Source organism: Actinoplanes sp. 13, assembly GCF_056134165.1.
Map to the genome: position 1 here is coordinate 82,760 of NZ_JBVYOQ010000012.1, position 17,361 is coordinate 100,120.

A 17,361-nucleotide genomic window follows, 5' to 3' on the forward strand; every position below is an offset into this window, starting at 1 on the left:
GCAGGCGGTTCAGGCGCCGAGGACCCGATCCAGGTATTCGTTGGTGAAGACCCGGTTCGGGTCCAGGCGGTCGCGCACCGCCAGGAAGTCGTCGAACCGGGGGTACGCGGCACGCAGTGACGCCGCGTCCCGGTAATGCAGCTTCCCCCAGTGCGGCCGGCCACCCAGCGGCGCGCAGACCTCCTCCAGGGCCCGGAAATACGGCTCGTACGGACTGCCCGCGTACTGGTGGACGGCGATGTACGCGGACTCCCGGCCGTACCCGTGCGACAGCCACACGTCGTCCGGGCCGGTGAACCGCACCTCGACCGGGAACTGCACCTTGAACGGCAGCCGTTCGACGATGCCCTTCAGCGCGCCGACGACCTCGGGCAGCGCGGCACGCGGGATCTCGTACTCCATCTCGGTGAATCGCACCCGCCGCGAGGAGCAGAAGACGTGGTCGGAGCGGCCGGTGTATGTCCGTGCGGTGAGCGCCCGGGCCGCGATCCGGTTGATCGCCGGAACCGTGGCCGGGGCCCGGCGGCCCAGCTCGCACACGCCCTGCCAGAGGGTGTTGGAGAGGAACTCGTCGTCCAGCCAGGCACGGAACCGGGGCAGCGGCCGGTCGTTCACCGGCACCCGGGTGTTGCGTTTGAGCTGCCCCCGGTCGGTGTGCGGGTACCAGAAGAACTCGACGTGATCGTGGTTCGGGATCCACTCGTCCAGGCCGGCCACCATGTCCGCGAGCCGCATCGGCCGCTCGTCGGCGCGCAGGACGAACGCCGGCACGCAGCGCAGCGTCACGTCGACCAGCACGCCGAGCGCGCCGAGCCCGAGCCGGACCGCGGGGAACTCCGGCGAGTCGGCGGTGTAGCGCTCGACCTTGCCGTTCGCCATCACCATCGTCACCGCCTCGATGCTGGACGCCAACGTCGAGTACGCGGCGCCGGTCCCGTGCGTGCCGGTGGAGATCGCCCCGGCGACGGTCTGCGCGTCGATGTCGCCGAGGTTGGGCATGGCCAGGCCGTGCCCGGCGAGGACCGTGTTCAGAGTGGACAGCGTCATGCCGGCCTGGACGGTCACCAGCGGGCCGTCGACGGACACCAGACCGGTCAGCCGGTGCAGGAACATCCGCTGGTCGTCGGCGACGGCGATGGCGGTGAACGAGTGCCCGGAACCCACCGCCTTGAGCCGGCGTCCGCTTTCAGCAGCCAGGTTCACAAGGGCCGCCACCTCGTCGATACTGCCGGGGGTCAGCACCTCGGCGGTGGACTCCTGGGTACGTCCCCAGTTGGTCCAGCGGCGGGCGTCAACGGGTCGGGTCATTCGGGCCTTTGTCCTCCGTCCGAGCGGACACCGGTACCCGGCGTCCCGTCGATGCGCCTCGCTCGTTGATCCGAGTAACGTTCGATTTAACACTGCTGAGAGGGAGTGGCGACGCGTGTCGACACCAACCGTCAGTACCGGACCGCTGCGGCGGGTTCCGGTGCAGGGCAGAAGCGTTGCCCGGGTACAACGCATGCTCGACGCCTGCGCCGAGCTGGTGGACGAGGTCGGGTACGAAGGCCTGACCACCACCCTGCTCGCGGAACGGGCCGAGGTCGCCATCGGCTCGGTCTATCAGTTCTTCCCCGACAAACGGGCCATCGTCCAGGCCCTCGCGCTGCGCAACATGGACGCGTACCTGCAGAGCCTGTCCGACCGGTTCGCGCGCGAGACCTTCGCGCACTGGTGGGACGCGGTGGACGCAGCCATAGACGCGTACATCCACATGCACCGCAGCGTGCCGGGCTTCCGCACCCTGCACTTCGGTGACGTGGTGGACCTGCACCTGCTCGACTCGGACCGGGACAACAACGCGGTCATCGCCGAGCGGCTGGCCGAGCTGCTGGTCGAGCAGTTCCAGCTGATCGACCGGATCCGGTTGCGGTTCGCGCTGCAGATCTCGGTGGAGGCGGCCGACGCGCTGATCAAGTTGGCGTTCCGCCGGGACCCCGGCGGTGACGAGGCGGTCCTGACCGAGGCGAAGGCGCTGATCCGGGAATACCTTCACCGGCACGTCGACGCCTGAGCCGGTCCGTCCCACCGGCCTTTCAACCGAGGAACGCACGGCCTTCTCCGCGGTACGTCGGGGCCGGCGTCGCTGTCTCGCCGTCGACGAGGTGCAACTCGTTGACGTGCTCACACAGCTCGCCGGCCTTGGCGTGCCGGAACCAGACCCGGTCGCCGGGACCCAACTGCTCGGCGGCTGCGCCGAGCAGGGGTGTCTGCACCTCGCCGGCGCCCTCGTCGGCCTTGAACCGGAGCCCTCCGGGCAGATAGGGCTCCGGGAGCCGGGATCTCTCCGCGGGTCCGGACGCCACCCAGCCGCCGCCCAGCACGGTGGCGATCCGCGGCGCGGGGCGCCGGACCACCGACAGCGCGAAGAACGCGGCCGGGGTGGGACGCCAGCTCCGGTACGCGTCGAACAGCGCCGGGCCGTACAGGCCGGAACCGGCGGTCACCTCGGTCACCGCCAGATCGGCGCTGGTCACGGCCACACTGCCGGTCCCACCGCCGTTCACGAACTCCAGGTCGGCGTGCTGGCGGACCGCGCGGACGGCGGCGGCGCGGCGCTTGCGCAGCTCGGGAAGGGCCCGGTTCTGCATCAGCCGGATCAGCCGGCCCCGCAGCGCCTGCCCGGGCGGGTCGTCGCCGACACCGGCGATGTGCGCCTCGTAGGACATCATCCCGATCAGGCGGAAGCCCGGGCGGTCGGCGATCCGGCGGGCCAGCTCGCCCGCCTGCGCCACGGAGTGCACCGGCGAGCGGCGCACGCCCACGTGCAGTGGACCGGCCGGGCGCCAGGACGCGTCGAAGTCCAGGCAGAGACGCAGGTCCGGGCGGCCGGTGGGCGGCACGATCTGGTCGATCAGGTCCAGCTGGGCGGGGTGGTCGGTCATCAGGGTCACCGCGGCTGCCAGCGCGGGGTCCGCGGCGATCTCGCGCAGGCCGGCGCGATGCGCGGTGGGGTACGCGACAAGCACGTCATCCGTCAGGCCGGCGCGGACCAGCCAGACCGCCTCGGCAAGCGTGTAAGCCATCGCGCCGCGCCAGCCCGGCCGGGCCAGGACACGTTCCAGCAGCGCCCGGCAGCGGACCGATTTGGTCGCGACCCGGATCGGCTTCCCGGCGGCCCGGGCGCTCAGCTGTGCGGCGTTGTCGTCGAACGCGGCGAGATCCACCACGGCGACCGGGGTCTCGAGATGATCGGTGGCCTTGTCGAGCCGCTGGCGCAGGGCGATGCGGTCAGTGAGCACGTCAGCACGGTAACCCGTGATTCAACTAACACGAAAGACATTCATCTCTATGCCACCCGTACGTGCCGGAATGTCGCCCGACGGTGTGTACCCCAGTGGGCTGCACCGGCCGGTTACAGTGCTCCGAGCAGTGACCACGGGAGGTAAGGGCCATCAGCACGGACAAGCAACCGGACCCCGGGCCCGTTGACCTCTCAGGGGCGGCGGCGCTTCGGTCCGTCCTCCGCCTGCGCGGATTCCGGCGGTTGTGGCTGGTACTCGCGGCCGCCTCCTTCGGCGACTGGATCGGCCTGCTGGCCACCGGCATCTTCGCCTCCGCCCAGTTCGAGAACCCGGCAGCTCAGGGCGCCGCGTTCGGCGGCACCATCGCCGTCCGCCTGCTGCCCGCACTGCTGCTCGGGCCGATCGCCGGCGTCTTCGCCGACCGGTTCGACCGCCGCTACACGATGGTCATCACCGACCTGCTGCGGTTCGTCATCTACGGCTCGATCCCCCTGGTGCCACTGTTCGGCGGTTCGCCCGCACTGACCGTCGCCTGGGCCACCATCGCCACCTTCCTCGGCGAGACGATCACGATGATCTGGATTCCGGCCAAGGAAGCCGCGGTCCCGAACCTCATCCCGAAATCCCGGATCGAGGTCTCCAACCAGCTCACGCTCGTCACGACGTACGGGATCACGCCGATCCTCGCCGCGCTGACCCTGTCCGCGCTCACCGCCGGGCTCCAGCAGTCCGGGGTCACGCTGCCCGACTGGGCCCAGCCCGTGCAGATCGCGCTCTACATCAACGCGCTGGCCCGGCTGGCCACCGCGCTCGTCGTGTTCTTCGGCATCAAGGAGATCGGCGGCAAGAGCCCCGAGCGGGCCAAGGCCGCCGAGCAGAGCATGACACGCCAGTTCCTGGAGGGCTGGAAATACCTCGGCAGCACACCGATGGTCCGCGGCCTGGTGCTGGGCATCTTCGGCGCGTTCGCGGCCGGCGGCGTGGTGATCGGCGCCGCGCGGACCTTCGCCACCTCGCTCGGCGCCGGCGAGGCCGCGTTCTTCCTGCTCTTCGGTGTCATCTTCATGGGTCTGGCACTCGGCATCGGCCTCGGCCCGATGATCGTCAAGGAGCTGTCCCGGCGCCGCTGGTTCGGCATGAGCATCGTGCTCGCCAGCGGCTCGGTGATGTTCCTCGGCGTCGCCTTCCACCTGTCGATGGCGCTGGTCGGCGCCCTGCTCGTCGGTGCGGGCGCCGGCATGGCGTTCCTGGCCGGCACCACCCTGCTCTACGGCGAGATCGACGACGCGCTGCGCGGCCGGGTCTTCGCCGTGGTCCAGATCGGCGTCCGGATGGTGCTGCTGCTGGCCATCACGCTCTCCGGGTTCCTGGTCGGGCTCGGCAGCTCCCGCCGGGTCGAGTTCGGCCCGACGCACATCGACGTCTCCTCCACCCGGGTCCTGCTGCTGGTCGCCGGTGCGATCGGCATCTGGGTCGGCATCGGCTCGTTCCGGCAGATGGACGACAAGCCCGGCGTGCCGGTGCTGGCCGACCTCTGGAGCTCGCTGCGCGGCCGGCCACTGTCGCGGCCCGACGCGCTCGTCCGGTCCGGTGTGTTCGTGGTCTTCGAAGGCGGCGAGGGCGCCGGCAAGTCGACCCAGGTCACCCGGCTCGCCGAGACCCTCAAGGCGGACGGGCGCGACGTGGTGGTCACCCGGGAGCCCGGAGCCACCCCGGTCGGCTCCCGGATCCGCGGGCTCGTGCTGGACAAGGGCGACGCGCCGTCGCCGCGCGCGGAAGCCCTGCTCTACGCCGCCGACCGGGCACACCACGTCGCCACCGTGGTCCGGCCCGCACTGGCCCGCGGCGCCGTGGTGATCAGCGACCGATACGTGGACTCGTCCCTGGCATACCAGGGCGCCGGTCGTACCCTGCCGGTCCAGGAGATCTCCTGGCTCTCCGCCTGGGCGACCGGCGGCCTCAAACCCGACCTCGTGGTGCTGCTCGACGTCGACCCCGCCGTGGGCCTGACCCGGGTCGACTCCCGCGGCGAGGGCGCCGACCGGCTGGAGAGCGAGTCACGTACCTTCCACGAGCGCGTCCGATACGCGTTCCTCGACCTGGCCGCCGCCGACCCCAAGCGATACCTGGTGCTGGACGCGGCCCGGCCGCCCGAGCAGATCGCCGCCGCGGTCGACGAGCGGCTGGCGGCACTGCTCACCGCGCTGGACAAGTCTGCCGCGGACGCCCAGCCCGAGCCGGAGGACGCGACGGCCCCGGAACCGCCGCCACTCCGCCCGCGCTGACCACCGACCAACTCACCCGCACCGACCATCGGGCGCTCACCCGCGCCGCTCACCCGCGCCGACCATCGGCCCGCTCACGCCCGGCACCACCGGTACCGCGAGCCACCCCGCTCAGCGGGAGTCACGCGCACCCGGGCCGCCCGCTGAGCGCGCATCACGGGCAGCTCGGGCCATTTGCAACACCCGCTCAGCCCCCGCCACCCTGGCGCGTCAGCTGCGCAGTGTGTGAAGTTGCGGTGCGGATTGGACCGCAACTTCACACGGTGGGTTGGGTGGGCAGCTTTGCCCGCCGGTGGCGTCAACTGCAGTGTGTGAAGTTGTGGTGCGGATGGGACCGCAACTTCACACGGTGGGGTGGGCTGGAGTGGGCAGCTCCGCCCGGCGGTCGCGTCGCCGGGCCCAGCCCGGCAATGAGGCCGCGGGGTAGCCCCGGGACTGGTCATGGGCGTACTGAATCAGAGTTTCTGTTCTGGTCAGTCGCGGAAGAGGTGCAGCGGGACGGCGGCCGCCATGGCTGCCATTCCGGCGTCGTTGGGGTGCAGGTGATCTCCGCTGTCGTAAGCCGGGTCGAGGCGCAGCGGATCAGCGGGATCGCGCACCGCGCGGTCGAAATCGATCACCGCGTCGTACTCGCCCGACGTGCGGATCCACTGGTTGAGAGCGGATCTCCTGCGCTCGTTCTCCGGTGTGAAGAAGCCGAGGGTGTCGTCCTTGAACGGCAGGATCGTCGCACCGTACGGGCGTAGGCCGGCCTGCCGTGCCCGTGCGATCAGCTGGCGGTGGCCCCAGATCAGGTCGTCGGCGGTGACCACCTCGTCCGGCGGCGCGACTGTGCCGGGGTGACCGAGATCGTTCACGCCGATCAGCACCACCAGATAGGCGGCGCCCGGCTGCGCGACGACGTCGCGGTCGAAGCGGCGCAGAGCGCTGTGCCCGAAATAGGCGGCGAAAGTCTCGGCGTTGCTGCCGGCCGGCGGATTGGGGTCGTGCAGCAGGCGGTTGCCGGAGATGCCGACGTTTGCCACGCCGTGCTCCCGGCGGGCCGCGCGGAGCCGGGCGGCGAGATAGTCGGGCCAGCGGTGGTTGGCGTTCGTCTCGGTGTTCGCGCCGTTGGTGATCGAGTCGCCGAGCGTGACTATCGCGTTCCGGCTGCTGCGAACGCTGACGCCGGAGAGGAAGAGGAACTGGCCGACGGTGCGCGACGGCGTGATCCGGCGGGCCGCGGTGACGTTGCCGGCGGCGACGGCGTTGTCCTGGAACGCGAAGGCGGCCAGCGTGGTGACCGGGGTCGCGGTGGGCAGGTAGATGCTGACGACCAGGTCGGCGCCACCCTTGACCGGCAGCCGGACCGGATCGCTGACCAGGGGGGCGCCGGCCGGCACGCGGGTCGCGGTGCGGCCGCCGAAGGTCACCCGGCGGTCGGTGCCCGGGACGGCGTCGGTGCTGGCTCCGCTGCCGGCGCGGACGGCGACGTGCACCTCGCCGATGTGCAGGGGCGTCGCGCCGAACTCGTTGGTGAGGCGCAGCCGCAGCTGGTCGCCGCCGACGCTGGTGTGCACGACCTGGCGGACGGTCTCGTTGTCGATGACCTGTGGGGCGCCGGGCGGGATCGTGGTCGGCGCGGCCGCCCAGGTGGCGACCCAGTCGCCGGACCGGTGTCCGCTGTCGTGGCCGGAACTTCGGCTTGCGCTGTCCGGGCGGTCTTCACTGTTTCGGTTGGCTGCTGTGGCGGTGGCCGCGGCGACGGCGGCCCCGGATGCCAGGGTGAGCAGATCACGACGAGTCGACATGAGACGCTCCGAAAGTTTCGGAAACCGGGCGGTCGAGTGGTCGTAACGTAGAGCGGGTCCGTCGATGCCGTCAAGGATGCTGGTTAACGGAGTAAATACTCCGAAGTTCGTCGATGTGAACATGTTGACGCGCAGGGTCCGCTGGGCATAGCTTGCCGAATTGAGGTCGGAAGTTTCGGCGATCCATGGGTGGGGTGCTGCCTGGTGTGGTGTTCTTCGGTGAAGCGTTTGCGCAGCTCGTGATGCTTCGGCCGAGGACCGGCGGCGGCTCTGCCCATCCGGAACTGAGCGGGGGACGACCGCACCGCGGCCGTGCCGGCACCGTCCGCCGGCACGGCCGTGGTGCCCTCCGGGGTTGTGCCCGGCACGGCGGTGTGAGCCCTCCGAGATCGCGCCGGCGTGGCCGTGGTGCTCGGCGGTCGTGCTCAGTGCGGCTTTCGCCGAGTGGTCAGCCGCGCCAGAGGGTGACCATCATGGCCTCGACGGCGATCTTGGGCTTGACGTTCTGCTCGATCGCCTCGCGGCAGGCCAGCACGGCTTCCAGGCGACGTAGTGCGCCCTCCGGCGACCACTTCCGGGCAGCCGCCTCCGCCTGGTCGGCGGTGTCACGGTGCACCACCGGGACCGGTGCCTGAAGTGCTGTGATCAGCACGTCCCGGTAGAAGCCCGCGAGGTCGACCAGGGCCCGGTCCAGCGCGTCCCGCTGGGCGCGGGTCGCCCGTGACTTCTGCCGTTTCTCCAGGTCTTTGATCTGCCCCGCGGCGCCCCGCATGGCACCGGCCGCACCCCGGCCGGTGCCGCCCGCGCCCAGCGCCTGCTCGAGAGCGGCCCGTTCGCCGGCGTCGTTCATGGCGACCGCGGCGGCAGCCTCCGCCTCGGCCGCCTCGATCAGGGCGGCGGCCGCGTCGAAGCAGGCGCCGATGCCGGTCAGCCGCCGGGGCACCGACAGCACCGCCTCCCGGCGGGAGCGCGCCTCCGGGTCGGCGGCGAGCAGTTTTGCCCGGCCCACGTGACCCTGCGAAGCCGCGGCGGCCCAGGCCGCCACGTCAGGGGTGACGCCGCCCCTGGTCGTCAGCACCTCGGCGACCGCGTCGGCCGGCGGTTGACGCAGGGCGACCACCCGGCAGCGGGACCGGATCGTCACCGAGATGTCGTCAGGATGGGTGGAGGGCGTGCAGAGCAGGAAGACCGTCCTCGGCGGCGGCTCCTCGATCGCTTTCAGCAGGGCATTGCCGGCCGCCTCGGTGAGCCGGTCGGCGTCCTCGATGACCACCACCTGCCAGCGCCCGCCGGACGGGGCGCTGGCCGCCCGCAGCACCAGCGCCCGCATCTCGTTGACGCCGATCGAGAGGCCCTCCGGCACGACGAACCGCACGTCGGCGTGGGTGCGCCCGAGCGCGGTGCGGCAGCCGTGGCAATCGCCGCACCCGGCCCCGCCCCGTTCGCACTCCAGCGCTGCCGCGAACGCCCGCGCCGCCTCGGAGCGCCCCGACCCGGGCGGCCCGGTGAAGATCCAGGCATGGGTCATCCCCCCGCCACCCGGCTCGCCGGCGACGACGCGCGCGGCCGCCGCAGCGGCCCGGCGCAGGGTCTCGACCGGTTCGTCCTGGCCGACCAGCTCCGAGAAGACGTCATGCGAGCTCACCCGACGATGGTATGGCCAACCCCCGACAACATCCGGACCGGTTGTCCCGCCGCTTCACCCGGCCCGCCGTCGCTCGTCTCGCTCCACCTACTCGTGGGGACTTCGGGTCCGATCCGCACCCGGACTTCACACACGGGGGTTGGGCCGACGGCTTTCGCTCATCTCGGCCGTCGAGTGACGAATACGGATGAGCGGCCGATTACTGTGAGTTATGTTTGCGGTCATCTCCGTAACTTTTCGTGGAGCACGAAGGAGTTATCCACAAGGGACTCCTTGGCGTAGCGGGGCCGTTACCAAAACGGGTACGGTCTGATGCCGGAACGCGACGGCGACATGACGCGCGGTGAGGAGCCATCAATGGCCCGCGAAATCGACGAGGCGTGGATCGACGAGGCGATCGAGCGATATCGGCAGATCGAGAAGTTGCGCGCCGAGTTCGACAAGGCCGTTGTCGCACACACCGTGTCGGTGCACTCGCCGGACCAGACGATCGAAGTGGTGGTGACCGCGGCGGGAGACATCGTGGACGTTCGGTTGCACGGTGCGCTCAGCCACCGCGACCCGGCGGAGTTCGCGCGGCAGATGAGAGCGGTGGTGACCAGCGCGGCGGAGGCCGCCCGTTGGGCGCGGGACAAGCTGCACGGCGAAGTATTCGGATCGTTCCGCACGCTGGAGGGGCACTGAGGTGGACCGACTCGCCGACCAGATCGACAGCGCGGCCGCGACGCTGGCCACGATGGACCGCCGCGTCCCCTCGCTCGCGCCGGCTGCAGCCAGCTTCGGTGCGGAGGAGGCGGGACGGCCAGGTCGCATCGGCCGGGCGCTGTACGCGGGGTGGACTGCCGTCCTCGCCGCCCGGGCCCGCGAGGCTTCGGAGGCATCCGTGCGACTCAGCGAGATCGCCGCGTCGGTGCGCACCAGCGCACGCGACTACGCGGGGACCGACGACACGGTGCGCCGCAGGTTCGAGCGGGGCCTGTGATGGCTGACCGCCTGGACCGCCTGCTGGAAGCGGCGAACCCGCTGCTCGGCCGGGTCGACGTCGTGCTCGCCGGAATCGGCGCACCGGAGGGGCATGCGGTCTGGCCGGAGCTGCGCCGGGTGCGGCTGCTGCCCGGTGACGCCGTGCGGGCGGTGGGGGAGATGCGTCCCGAGTCGATCCGGGAGGCCGCGCCGGAGCTGCGTGCCGAGGCCCGTGCCTACGCCCACGTCGCGGATGCGCTCCCGCTGCCCGGGGCCTGGACGGGCGAGGCGGCGGAAGCCTATGAGAAAGCGCGTCGACGGGCGGCGGAGCAGCTCAACGGTGGTCCGGACAGCCTCGGCCGGCGGATGGAGGCGACCGCCGATCTCGCGGAGGCCCTCACCGAGTGGATGAGCCGGTCGCGGGAAGACCTGGCGTCGGTGCTGATGGAGATCCTCACCTCCGCCGAGGCGATCACCCTCACCGGGGGCGGCGACGTCACACCGGATCAGGAAGCGCGCGCGGCGGCCGAGGTGGCGGCCCTGCTGCTGCGGACGGTGGCCGACAGTTACGACCGGGGTGAGGCTCTGCTCGAGGAATCCGCACCGCTGCAGGAGCCGTTACGGGCTTAGGTCCGTCCACTTTGTTGCGTGCGGGCGGCCGTTGCCGCGACCGCCCGCACACGCATCCTCGCCAGATCTGAGCTTGACCACCCACTTCAGCCCGGCGGCCGCGCTGCGGCCCGGAGTGGGCAGGAGGCCGCGGGGTAGCCCCGGGACAGGATCGATGGCGTTTGTGGGGCCGATTGTGCGTACCAGATGAATGCAGGGCGGGGCCGCTGGGGCGACCCCGCTCTGATCAGGGGTTGAGGCGGCGCTTGCGGGAGGTGAGCTGGACCGCGCCGATGCCGCCGAGCAGCAGGGCGACGCCGCTCAGGACGAGCGAGACGGCGCGGGGGCCGGTGATGGGCAGGCCCGCGACGCCGGTGCCGCCGCCGGCACCGGATCCGGGCCCGGCGGGGACGGCGCCCGAGGAGACGCCGGCGGCGGGCTGCGGGGCTACGGCAGCGCCCTCCAGCAGGCCGATGCTGAGGTCGGCGACCAAAGAGGACGGACCGTAACCGGGCTTGACACGGGTGTTCCGGACCGGTTTGTGGTCCCGCACCATGAAAATCCGGATGGCGTCGGCACGGGCCGCCACGGCCTTGTCCTTGCTGGCCTGGCGGACGTCGCCGAGCGAGATCCGCAGCTTCGTGCCGCCGCGCCGGACGGGTGCGGGCGTCGTCTCGGGCTCGCCGGTGCCGGGCATGTCGCCGATCGGGGGCAGCGGTAGTGGGCCGATCGGCTCGATCAATGTCGGCACGGACTCAAGTTCACGGACCTCATTACTGAGCGTTACGTCAACATGGTCACGTACTGTCTCGATTCTCTTCGTCGGGATGCTCTTACCGGAGACCTCGATGACGGCGGGCCGGTAGTCGACCCGGTGGTTTCCGGCGGCGGACGTGCTGACCTGCAGCGTCGGGGCCCGCAGCACCCGGATCCGCACCTCGCCGTCGGCCAGGCTGATCCGGCCGGCGGTCATGGTCGCCGACGCGACCGACTCGATCCGGCCGTTCTGGTTGCGCAGCGCGGTGCTGCTGAGGCCAGAGATCTTTTCTGGTACGCGGAGAAGCGACTCGTTGCCGGCGCCGGTCAGAGTGATGCGGCCGACCTCGGCGGACGAGGTCGCGGCTTCGGTGGTGGCACATCCGACCCCGGCGTTCCAGCGGGCGTGGGCGCTCAGCTTGCCGGCGCCGGCGCGCAGCGGGCCGAACCGCTTGTCGGCGGTGTGCTGGCCGGCGGGCCTGGGGTTGTCCGGCGGCGCCTGCTGCACGACCATGTCGTTCGTTGCCGGGGAGCCGGCCGCCCGGCCGTCCAGGAGGCGGGCGGCGGCCCCGGAGTGCACCGGGTTGTCGGCGATCAGAACGGTGCGGGAGTCGCCCAGGCCGACGCCGCCGATGGACCGGGGGGTGGGCTCCCGGTAGCCGGCCGGCAGAGTGGTGCCGAGGACGCCGGCGCCGGAGCCGCCCGTTCCGTTCTCGCTCTTCTCCGCGGGGGAGGGCGGGGTCTTCCGCTGCTCGGAGCTGTCGGATCCGTGCCCGTTCTGCCGGTCTCCAGGCGAGCCGCCGCCCTCATCCCCGGGCGACCACTTCGCTGCCGGGCCTCGCTTCGAGGGCCGGTCGGCGGCGCCCGAAGGCCGGTCCGCGGCGTCCGAAGGCCCGCCGGCGGCGCCCGAAGGCCGGCCCGCGGCGCCCGAAGGCCCGTCCGCGGCGCCTGAGGGCTCGTCCGCGGCGCCGCGCCGGTTGCTCGGCGTGGCCATCGGCCCCAGGTCCAGCCGGTTGATCCTCAGGACCTGTGCCCCCGCCTGAGCCGCGTAGTGATCGACGAGTTGGCAGGGCGCGGGGTTGGCGAAGGCGGGCACGGGCGCGGCGAGTGTGCTCGCGAAACCGAGCGCGACGACACTGGCGGCCACCGACCTGACGGGTGTCATGGCAGTTCCTTCCGAAGGCTTGCCGCGGAGGCGGCGCAGGGCTGATCGCTGCGCCGACGCAGAGGTCTGCGGCTGTGGTGACGTCTACGGGACTGGCCAACGAAGGTCGATTAGTCCGGTTGCGCGGCATCTATGCGACAACCCGCCCGGGTAGTTCAAATCCGGCATTTGGTGCGGCTTGCTTGCGGCCGTAGGGTGGATCGCATGGGCATGCTGTGCGCGGTCAGCTTCAACCGGTACGGCCGCCTCTACTACCTCGACCCGAACGGGTTCACGCCGTCCGTCGGAGACCGCGTGCTGGTCCCGACCGAGGACGGTCCGGAGGTGGCGGAGTGCGTCTGGGCGCCGCAATGGGTTGACGAGGAGACCACCGGTTTCCCCAAGGTCATCGGCATCGCGGACGACCGCGATCTGCGCCGTGACGAGCTGTTGCGCAAGCGGAAGGCGGAGGCGAAGGTCGCCGCCAAGAAACTGATCAAGGAACACGAGCTGCCGATGAAGGTGGTCGCCGTCGACCACGTCCTGGACCACGCGGGCACCGGCAGCGCCCGGACGACCATCTACTTCACCGCGCCGCACCGGGTCGACTTCCGATCCCTGGTCCGGGACCTGGGCGCCACCCTGCACTGCCGGGTCGACCTGCGCCAGCTCTCGGCGCGCGACTCCGCCCGCGTCCAGGGCGGCATCGGCTCCTGCGGCCGTGACCTGTGCTGCGCCACGTTCCTCACCGACTTCGAGCCGGTCACCATCCGGATGGCGAAGGACCAGGACCTGCCGCTCAACCCGCTGCGCATCTCCGGCGCCTGCGGCCGGCTGATGTGCTGCCTCAAATACGAGCACCCGCTCTACCAGCAGTTCCAGGCATCGGCGCCGGCTGTCGGGACGCGGGTGACGACGCCGGAGGGTGACGGCCGGGTGGTCGCGCACAGCGTCCCGAAGGACTCGGTCGTGGTGCGGCTGGACTCTGACGGGTCGCGGTGCTCATGCAGCCGGGCGTCGGTGTGCGGGCCGCGCCAGGCGCACGACGCCCATTACGGCGAAAGCTGACCCGACCCCGCTTCTCCGGAACGTAGGACTGTGCCCGCCGGCCTCGGCCCCGCCCTCAGGGCCGGGCGGACCTGGGCCCCGCAACCACGATCGGATCCTCGATGCGGTGGGCGGCCAGCGGCCCCACCGGTCGCACCCACGGGGCCTGGGAACTGCCGTCCGGGTCGGCGGCCCACTCCTTGCAGATCTTGTCCACGCCGAGGGGATGGATCGTCAGGGTCCCGTCCGCGGCGATGTGCATACGCAAGAAGCTCTTGCCGTCCTCGATGCTCTGACCCGCATAGAGCTCGTTGTGATTGACCCCGAAACGGGCCGAGATCAAAAGGTAGAGCGCGCACAACTGGGTCGACACGACGGCGGCCAGCGGCCCGTAGACGACCGCGGCGACCACCAGCGGCCCCGGCCACTGCCAGTCCCGGAACGGGAACTGCAACCACACCCATGCCCCGCCAGCCGCCAGCGCGATCTGGGCCAGGCCGTGTGCCACGCCCAGCAACCAGTGCCGGGCGTGCTTCGCCGACTCCGCGCCGGGCGGTTTCGCGAACAGGACGGTGGCCGCCATGATGATCACGAGCATCAGCACCAGCGGGATGCTGAACAGGCGCTGGATGTCCCCGCCCTGACCGGCCGCACCGGCCATCGCGAGCATCGTCAGCGTCTGCATGATGCCGAGCATGGTGGCGAAGCCCGTGTTGCGGCGCGGCAGGCGGTGGAAGACGCCCCGGCCGAGCTTGCGCGATGTCGGCGCGTCCGGGAAACGGGACACCAGGTCGTACACCCGGCTGCGGCTCTTGCTCCTGGTCAGCGTCTCCCGGGGCGGCACGGTGATCTGATCCGGCAGGTTCTGGGTGCCCAGCGTGTAGGCCCCGCCGCCGCCACAGGTGATCAGCTCTCGGTCGTCGCCCGAGTATCTCGCGTAGTGGTGCAGGTCGCCGGAGACGAGCACCCGCACATGCGCCTGGGTGGGCGCCAGGATCGTCCGGATGAAGTAGTCGACGGCGTCGTACGCCTCCGAGTTGTCGACCGCTTTCACCCACGTCGGCGACGGCGTCATCAGGATCACCCGGTCGTCCGGGCCCACCTCCCGGGCAGCCTTCTCGAAATAGAGCAGCTGCGGGTCGTCGATGTAGGCCCCGAACTGCTCGTCGACCGCGAACAGCCACCAGTTCCCCGGCAGCTTGACAGCGAAATACGACCGGCGCTGCTCCGTGCGCCAGCCGCCGATGTGACCGTCCTTCCGGCGGGCGAACAGCCGCAGGAACGCAGTCAGACCGTCGTACCAATCGTGGTTGCCGGGCAACGCGAAAAGCGTGGGCCGCGGCACCCCGGCCGGCGCCTCCGGCAAGGCCGCGCGGTAGGGCCCCTTCATCCGGTTCTCGTAGCCGTCGCCGCTGGCCAGCGGATAGACCTGGTCACCGCCCATCAGCAGCAGCCGGCCGCGGGGTAGGCGCTCACCGTCGACCTCCAGCTCGGGCTGGGCCATCAGCCACGCCACCGAATAGGTCGCATCGAACCCGTCCCCCAGGTCGGCCACGTAATCCATCCAGATGTCGCCGTCGGCGGTGGCGGAGTGATCGAAGAAGTCGCCGTCGAGCGCGTTCTGCAGCTCACGCTTGTCGAGGTAGGCCCCGAACAGGGTGGCGAGCAGCGCCCGCAGCCCGGTGCTGAGCAGCAGCAGCGGCGCGAGCCAGCCGATCGGCCCTTTCGGCGTGAAACCGAGCTCCTGCGGATCGAGACTGTGCGGCCGGTCGGGCACGGTCGGCTGGGACTCGGCGGGACCTTGCCGGGAAGCGATCGCCATCGACTCGTCGTCCGTCACGACATGCACACTAATCAAGGCGTACGACATTGCACGTCCCCTGCCGAGCCGGGAAGTCCGATGCCGTACACTGGCTCTCGTTGCCGCCTTAGCTCAGTCGGCTAGAGCGACGCACTCGTAATGCGTAGGTCGACGGTTCGATTCCGTCAGGCGGCTCAGTGAGAAACCCCAGGTCAATGGCCTGGGGTTCTTCTTTTGTCCAGGCCGACGACAGCGTCTGGAGCCTTCAGTCCGCAAATGGTCCGCACCCCGCGTGGCAGCCTGGTCGAGGCGATCCGCGACCGGGTCCAGGGCGTCTTCGAACAGGTCCGCACACACGTCGGGAATCATTGCCGCGGAGGCGTGGCCCAGCATCCGCTGCACTGCCTTGACGTTGGCGCCGGCGCGAAGAACCGGGGGCGGAAAGTTCGTGTTGCGTAGCGGCCCGCCGTTCGGTGCGGTGAACAGGAGCGCGTCTCGGGGCTTGCCGGCCCCGTGGGCGGCATCGGCCGGCGCGCCGGCCGTGAGGGCTCAGCGCAGGTGCAAAGTAGAACGCCCGTCAAGTGATCGGATGACTCGCGCTTCGATGCGCCTGCCAGGCAACGACCACCTGCATTCGAGCCGGCCCGGCGGCTATACGCCTTGATCCGGCGGTCGGGGGTGCTTGAGGAAATCCGTGCGGGCGGTGACCTTTGGCTCAACGTGCGGCTCGCGGCTGTCTACCACGACGGAGACGCACCCCCGTTCCTTTACAGGTGGAACCGTTTGGTTGGACTTCGATCTTTCCAGCGGAGAGTGGGCGCATGAGATTGAGCGCGTCCAGGCCGGGGACTACGTGGAGCTTTTGGTGCCGCCTGCTGACGGCGAAGACTATGCCGACGCAGGTCGGGGCATGCTGCGTTCACCCGCACAACCCGATCTGTCGATCAGCGTGTTGCTGCGTCTGCGCGGGGTAGCGCAAAGGTGAAGGTGCTGCCACGGCCGACCTGGGATTCGACGGTTATTGCGCCCCCCATGCGTTCCGCCAATAACCGTGCGTACGGCAAACCCAGGCCGGTGCCCGTAGCAGTCGACCCGGGTAGCCGCTCGTACGGCTGGAAGATTCGCTCGAGTTCGTCAGGGGTGATGCCGGTTCCGGTGTCTGTGACGTCCATCGCGACGCGTTCGGCCTGGCTGTGCAAGCGGACGTCTATGGTGCCGTGTTCGCGGTTGTATTTGATTGCGTTGGACAACAGGTTGGTCAGGATTCGGTGCACGTGGACCGGATCCGCGCGGACACGCGATGTGGTGTCGGTGGGTGTGTGCACGGCGACGCTGAGGTTGCGGCGTTGGGCGAGGGGGCGGACGGCCGCGACTGCGGCGTCAACCGCTTCTGCCGGGTCCAGCACCGTGGTGCGGTCGGGCAGTTGGCCCGATTCGGCGCGGCTGCGGTCGAGCAATTCGTTGACGAGGTCGAGCATGCGTTCGCCTCCTCTGGTGATGTGGTCCAGCAGTTCGGACTGTTCGGAGTCGAGGCCCTCGGTGTGCATGAGCTCGGCGGAAGCCAGGACGGCCTGCAGGGGTGTGCACAGTTCGTGAACGATGTGGGCAACGTGCATCTGCACCATGCGGCGTTCATCCGCAGCCTGCTTACGCCTGGTGGTCAAGCGGTTGATCCGGGCGAGCAGTTCCCGCTGGGGGGTCGGCATGGTGACGACGTCGTCGGCCGCAATGAGCACGCTCGCCGGAAGGGCCGGACGGTCGCCCGCCCGGGTGAGCAGCATGATTGGCGGGCCGCGCCAGGATCCCTTGTCCTCCGGCGTCATCGGGTCAGGAGCCGGCCGGTCCGCTGCGATGAGCGCTTGCTGCAACGATCGGGGATCGGCCAGCAGAAGGTCGACCGGGCTGTCCGTCATCTCGCCAGTCGCCACCACCTCGACGTCGAATTCGTGGTGAGTCAGCGCCTGCTCGATGAGCTGGCGGTTACGTCCGGCAGGCATGAGCAGGCCGATGCGACTCACCACCTCGCTCCTCGCCACC

13 protein-coding genes and 1 tRNA gene are annotated in these 17,361 nt (G+C 70.6%); 7 read left to right on the top strand and 7 right to left on the bottom strand.

Features of this window, described 5'->3' with window-relative positions:
* Positions 1-9: 9 nt before the first annotated feature.
* Entirely contained in the window at positions 10-1,308 is a 1,299-nt protein-coding gene (locus AC0NH5_RS23260) for a D-arabinono-1,4-lactone oxidase (protein ID WP_474407315.1), read from the bottom strand.
* Positions 1,309-1,423: 115 nt separating this feature from the next.
* On the opposite strand from AC0NH5_RS23260, the gene AC0NH5_RS23265 reads away from it, so the two are divergent.
* Complete coding sequence (locus AC0NH5_RS23265) at positions 1,424-2,053, top strand: TetR/AcrR family transcriptional regulator (protein WP_474407317.1); 630 nt, start codon at positions 1,424-1,426, stop codon at positions 2,051-2,053.
* A 22-nt stretch (positions 2,054-2,075) separates the two neighbouring features.
* Here the strand turns inward: AC0NH5_RS23265 and AC0NH5_RS23270 are convergent, their stop codons facing one another.
* Positions 2,076-3,281 (bottom strand): amino acid deaminase/aldolase, encoded by a 1,206-nt coding sequence (locus AC0NH5_RS23270; RefSeq protein ID WP_474407320.1) that lies wholly within the window; start codon positions 3,279-3,281, stop codon positions 2,076-2,078.
* 245 nt (positions 3,282-3,526) lie between these two features.
* Here AC0NH5_RS23270 and tmk point away from each other — a divergent pair, with 245 nt between their 5' ends.
* Positions 3,527-5,569: a dTMP kinase gene (tmk, locus tag AC0NH5_RS23275; RefSeq protein ID WP_474407321.1), complete on the top strand. Its 2,043-nt coding sequence runs from the start codon at positions 3,527-3,529 to the stop codon at positions 5,567-5,569.
* A gap of 473 nt (positions 5,570-6,042) precedes the next feature.
* Here the strand turns inward: tmk and AC0NH5_RS23280 are convergent, their stop codons facing one another.
* The gene (locus AC0NH5_RS23280) at positions 6,043-7,359 is read right to left on the bottom strand and encodes an SGNH/GDSL hydrolase family protein (protein WP_474407324.1); all 1,317 of its coding nucleotides are present in this window, start codon (positions 7,357-7,359) and stop codon (positions 6,043-6,045) included.
* Positions 7,360-7,807: 448 nt separating this feature from the next.
* Positions 7,808-9,004, bottom strand: a complete 1,197-nt coding sequence (locus AC0NH5_RS23285) for a DNA polymerase III subunit delta' (protein ID WP_474407326.1) — start codon at positions 9,002-9,004, stop codon at positions 7,808-7,810.
* Between the two features lie 357 nt (positions 9,005-9,361).
* Between AC0NH5_RS23285 and AC0NH5_RS23290 the strand changes: the two genes are divergently transcribed.
* From AC0NH5_RS23290 to AC0NH5_RS23300, 3 genes are read left to right on the top strand one after another with little or no spacing between them, the layout of a single operon-like run.
* Positions 9,362-9,688: a YbaB/EbfC family DNA-binding protein gene (locus tag AC0NH5_RS23290; RefSeq protein WP_474407329.1), complete on the top strand. Its 327-nt coding sequence runs from the start codon at positions 9,362-9,364 to the stop codon at positions 9,686-9,688.
* A gap of 1 nt (position 9,689) precedes the next feature.
* Positions 9,690-9,986, top strand: a complete 297-nt coding sequence (locus tag AC0NH5_RS23295) for a hypothetical protein (protein WP_474407332.1) — start codon at positions 9,690-9,692, stop codon at positions 9,984-9,986.
* Positions 9,986-10,597 carry a hypothetical protein gene (locus AC0NH5_RS23300; RefSeq protein ID WP_474407335.1) on the top strand — a complete coding sequence of 204 codons (612 nt, stop codon included), beginning with the start codon at positions 9,986-9,988 and terminating at the stop codon, positions 10,595-10,597. The genes AC0NH5_RS23295 and AC0NH5_RS23300 overlap by 1 nt, the downstream gene beginning before the upstream one ends.
* A 226-nt stretch (positions 10,598-10,823) precedes the next feature.
* On the opposite strand, the gene AC0NH5_RS23305 is transcribed toward AC0NH5_RS23300, so the two are convergent.
* Positions 10,824-12,497 (bottom strand): hypothetical protein, encoded by a 1,674-nt coding sequence (locus tag AC0NH5_RS23305; protein ID WP_474407337.1) that lies wholly within the window; start codon positions 12,495-12,497, stop codon positions 10,824-10,826.
* Between the two features lie 204 nt (positions 12,498-12,701).
* Between AC0NH5_RS23305 and AC0NH5_RS23310 the strand changes: the two genes are divergently transcribed.
* Positions 12,702-13,544, top strand: coding sequence for a PSP1 domain-containing protein (locus AC0NH5_RS23310; protein ID WP_474407340.1), 843 nt, complete (start codon positions 12,702-12,704; stop codon positions 13,542-13,544).
* A gap of 55 nt (positions 13,545-13,599) precedes the next feature.
* Here AC0NH5_RS23310 and AC0NH5_RS23315 read toward each other — a convergent pair whose 3' ends face one another.
* Positions 13,600-15,345: a metallophosphoesterase family protein gene (locus AC0NH5_RS23315; RefSeq protein ID WP_474407614.1), complete on the bottom strand. Its 1,746-nt coding sequence runs from the start codon at positions 15,343-15,345 to the stop codon at positions 13,600-13,602.
* Between the two features lie 100 nt (positions 15,346-15,445).
* On the opposite strand from AC0NH5_RS23315, the gene AC0NH5_RS23320 reads away from it, so the two are divergent.
* A tRNA-Thr gene (locus AC0NH5_RS23320) sits at positions 15,446-15,519 on the top strand.
* A 749-nt stretch (positions 15,520-16,268) separates the two neighbouring features.
* Here the strand turns inward: AC0NH5_RS23320 and AC0NH5_RS23325 are convergent.
* Positions 16,269-17,342, bottom strand: coding sequence for an ATP-binding response regulator (locus AC0NH5_RS23325; protein ID WP_474407343.1), 1,074 nt, complete (start codon positions 17,340-17,342; stop codon positions 16,269-16,271).
* Between the last annotated feature and the right edge of the window lie 19 nt (positions 17,343-17,361).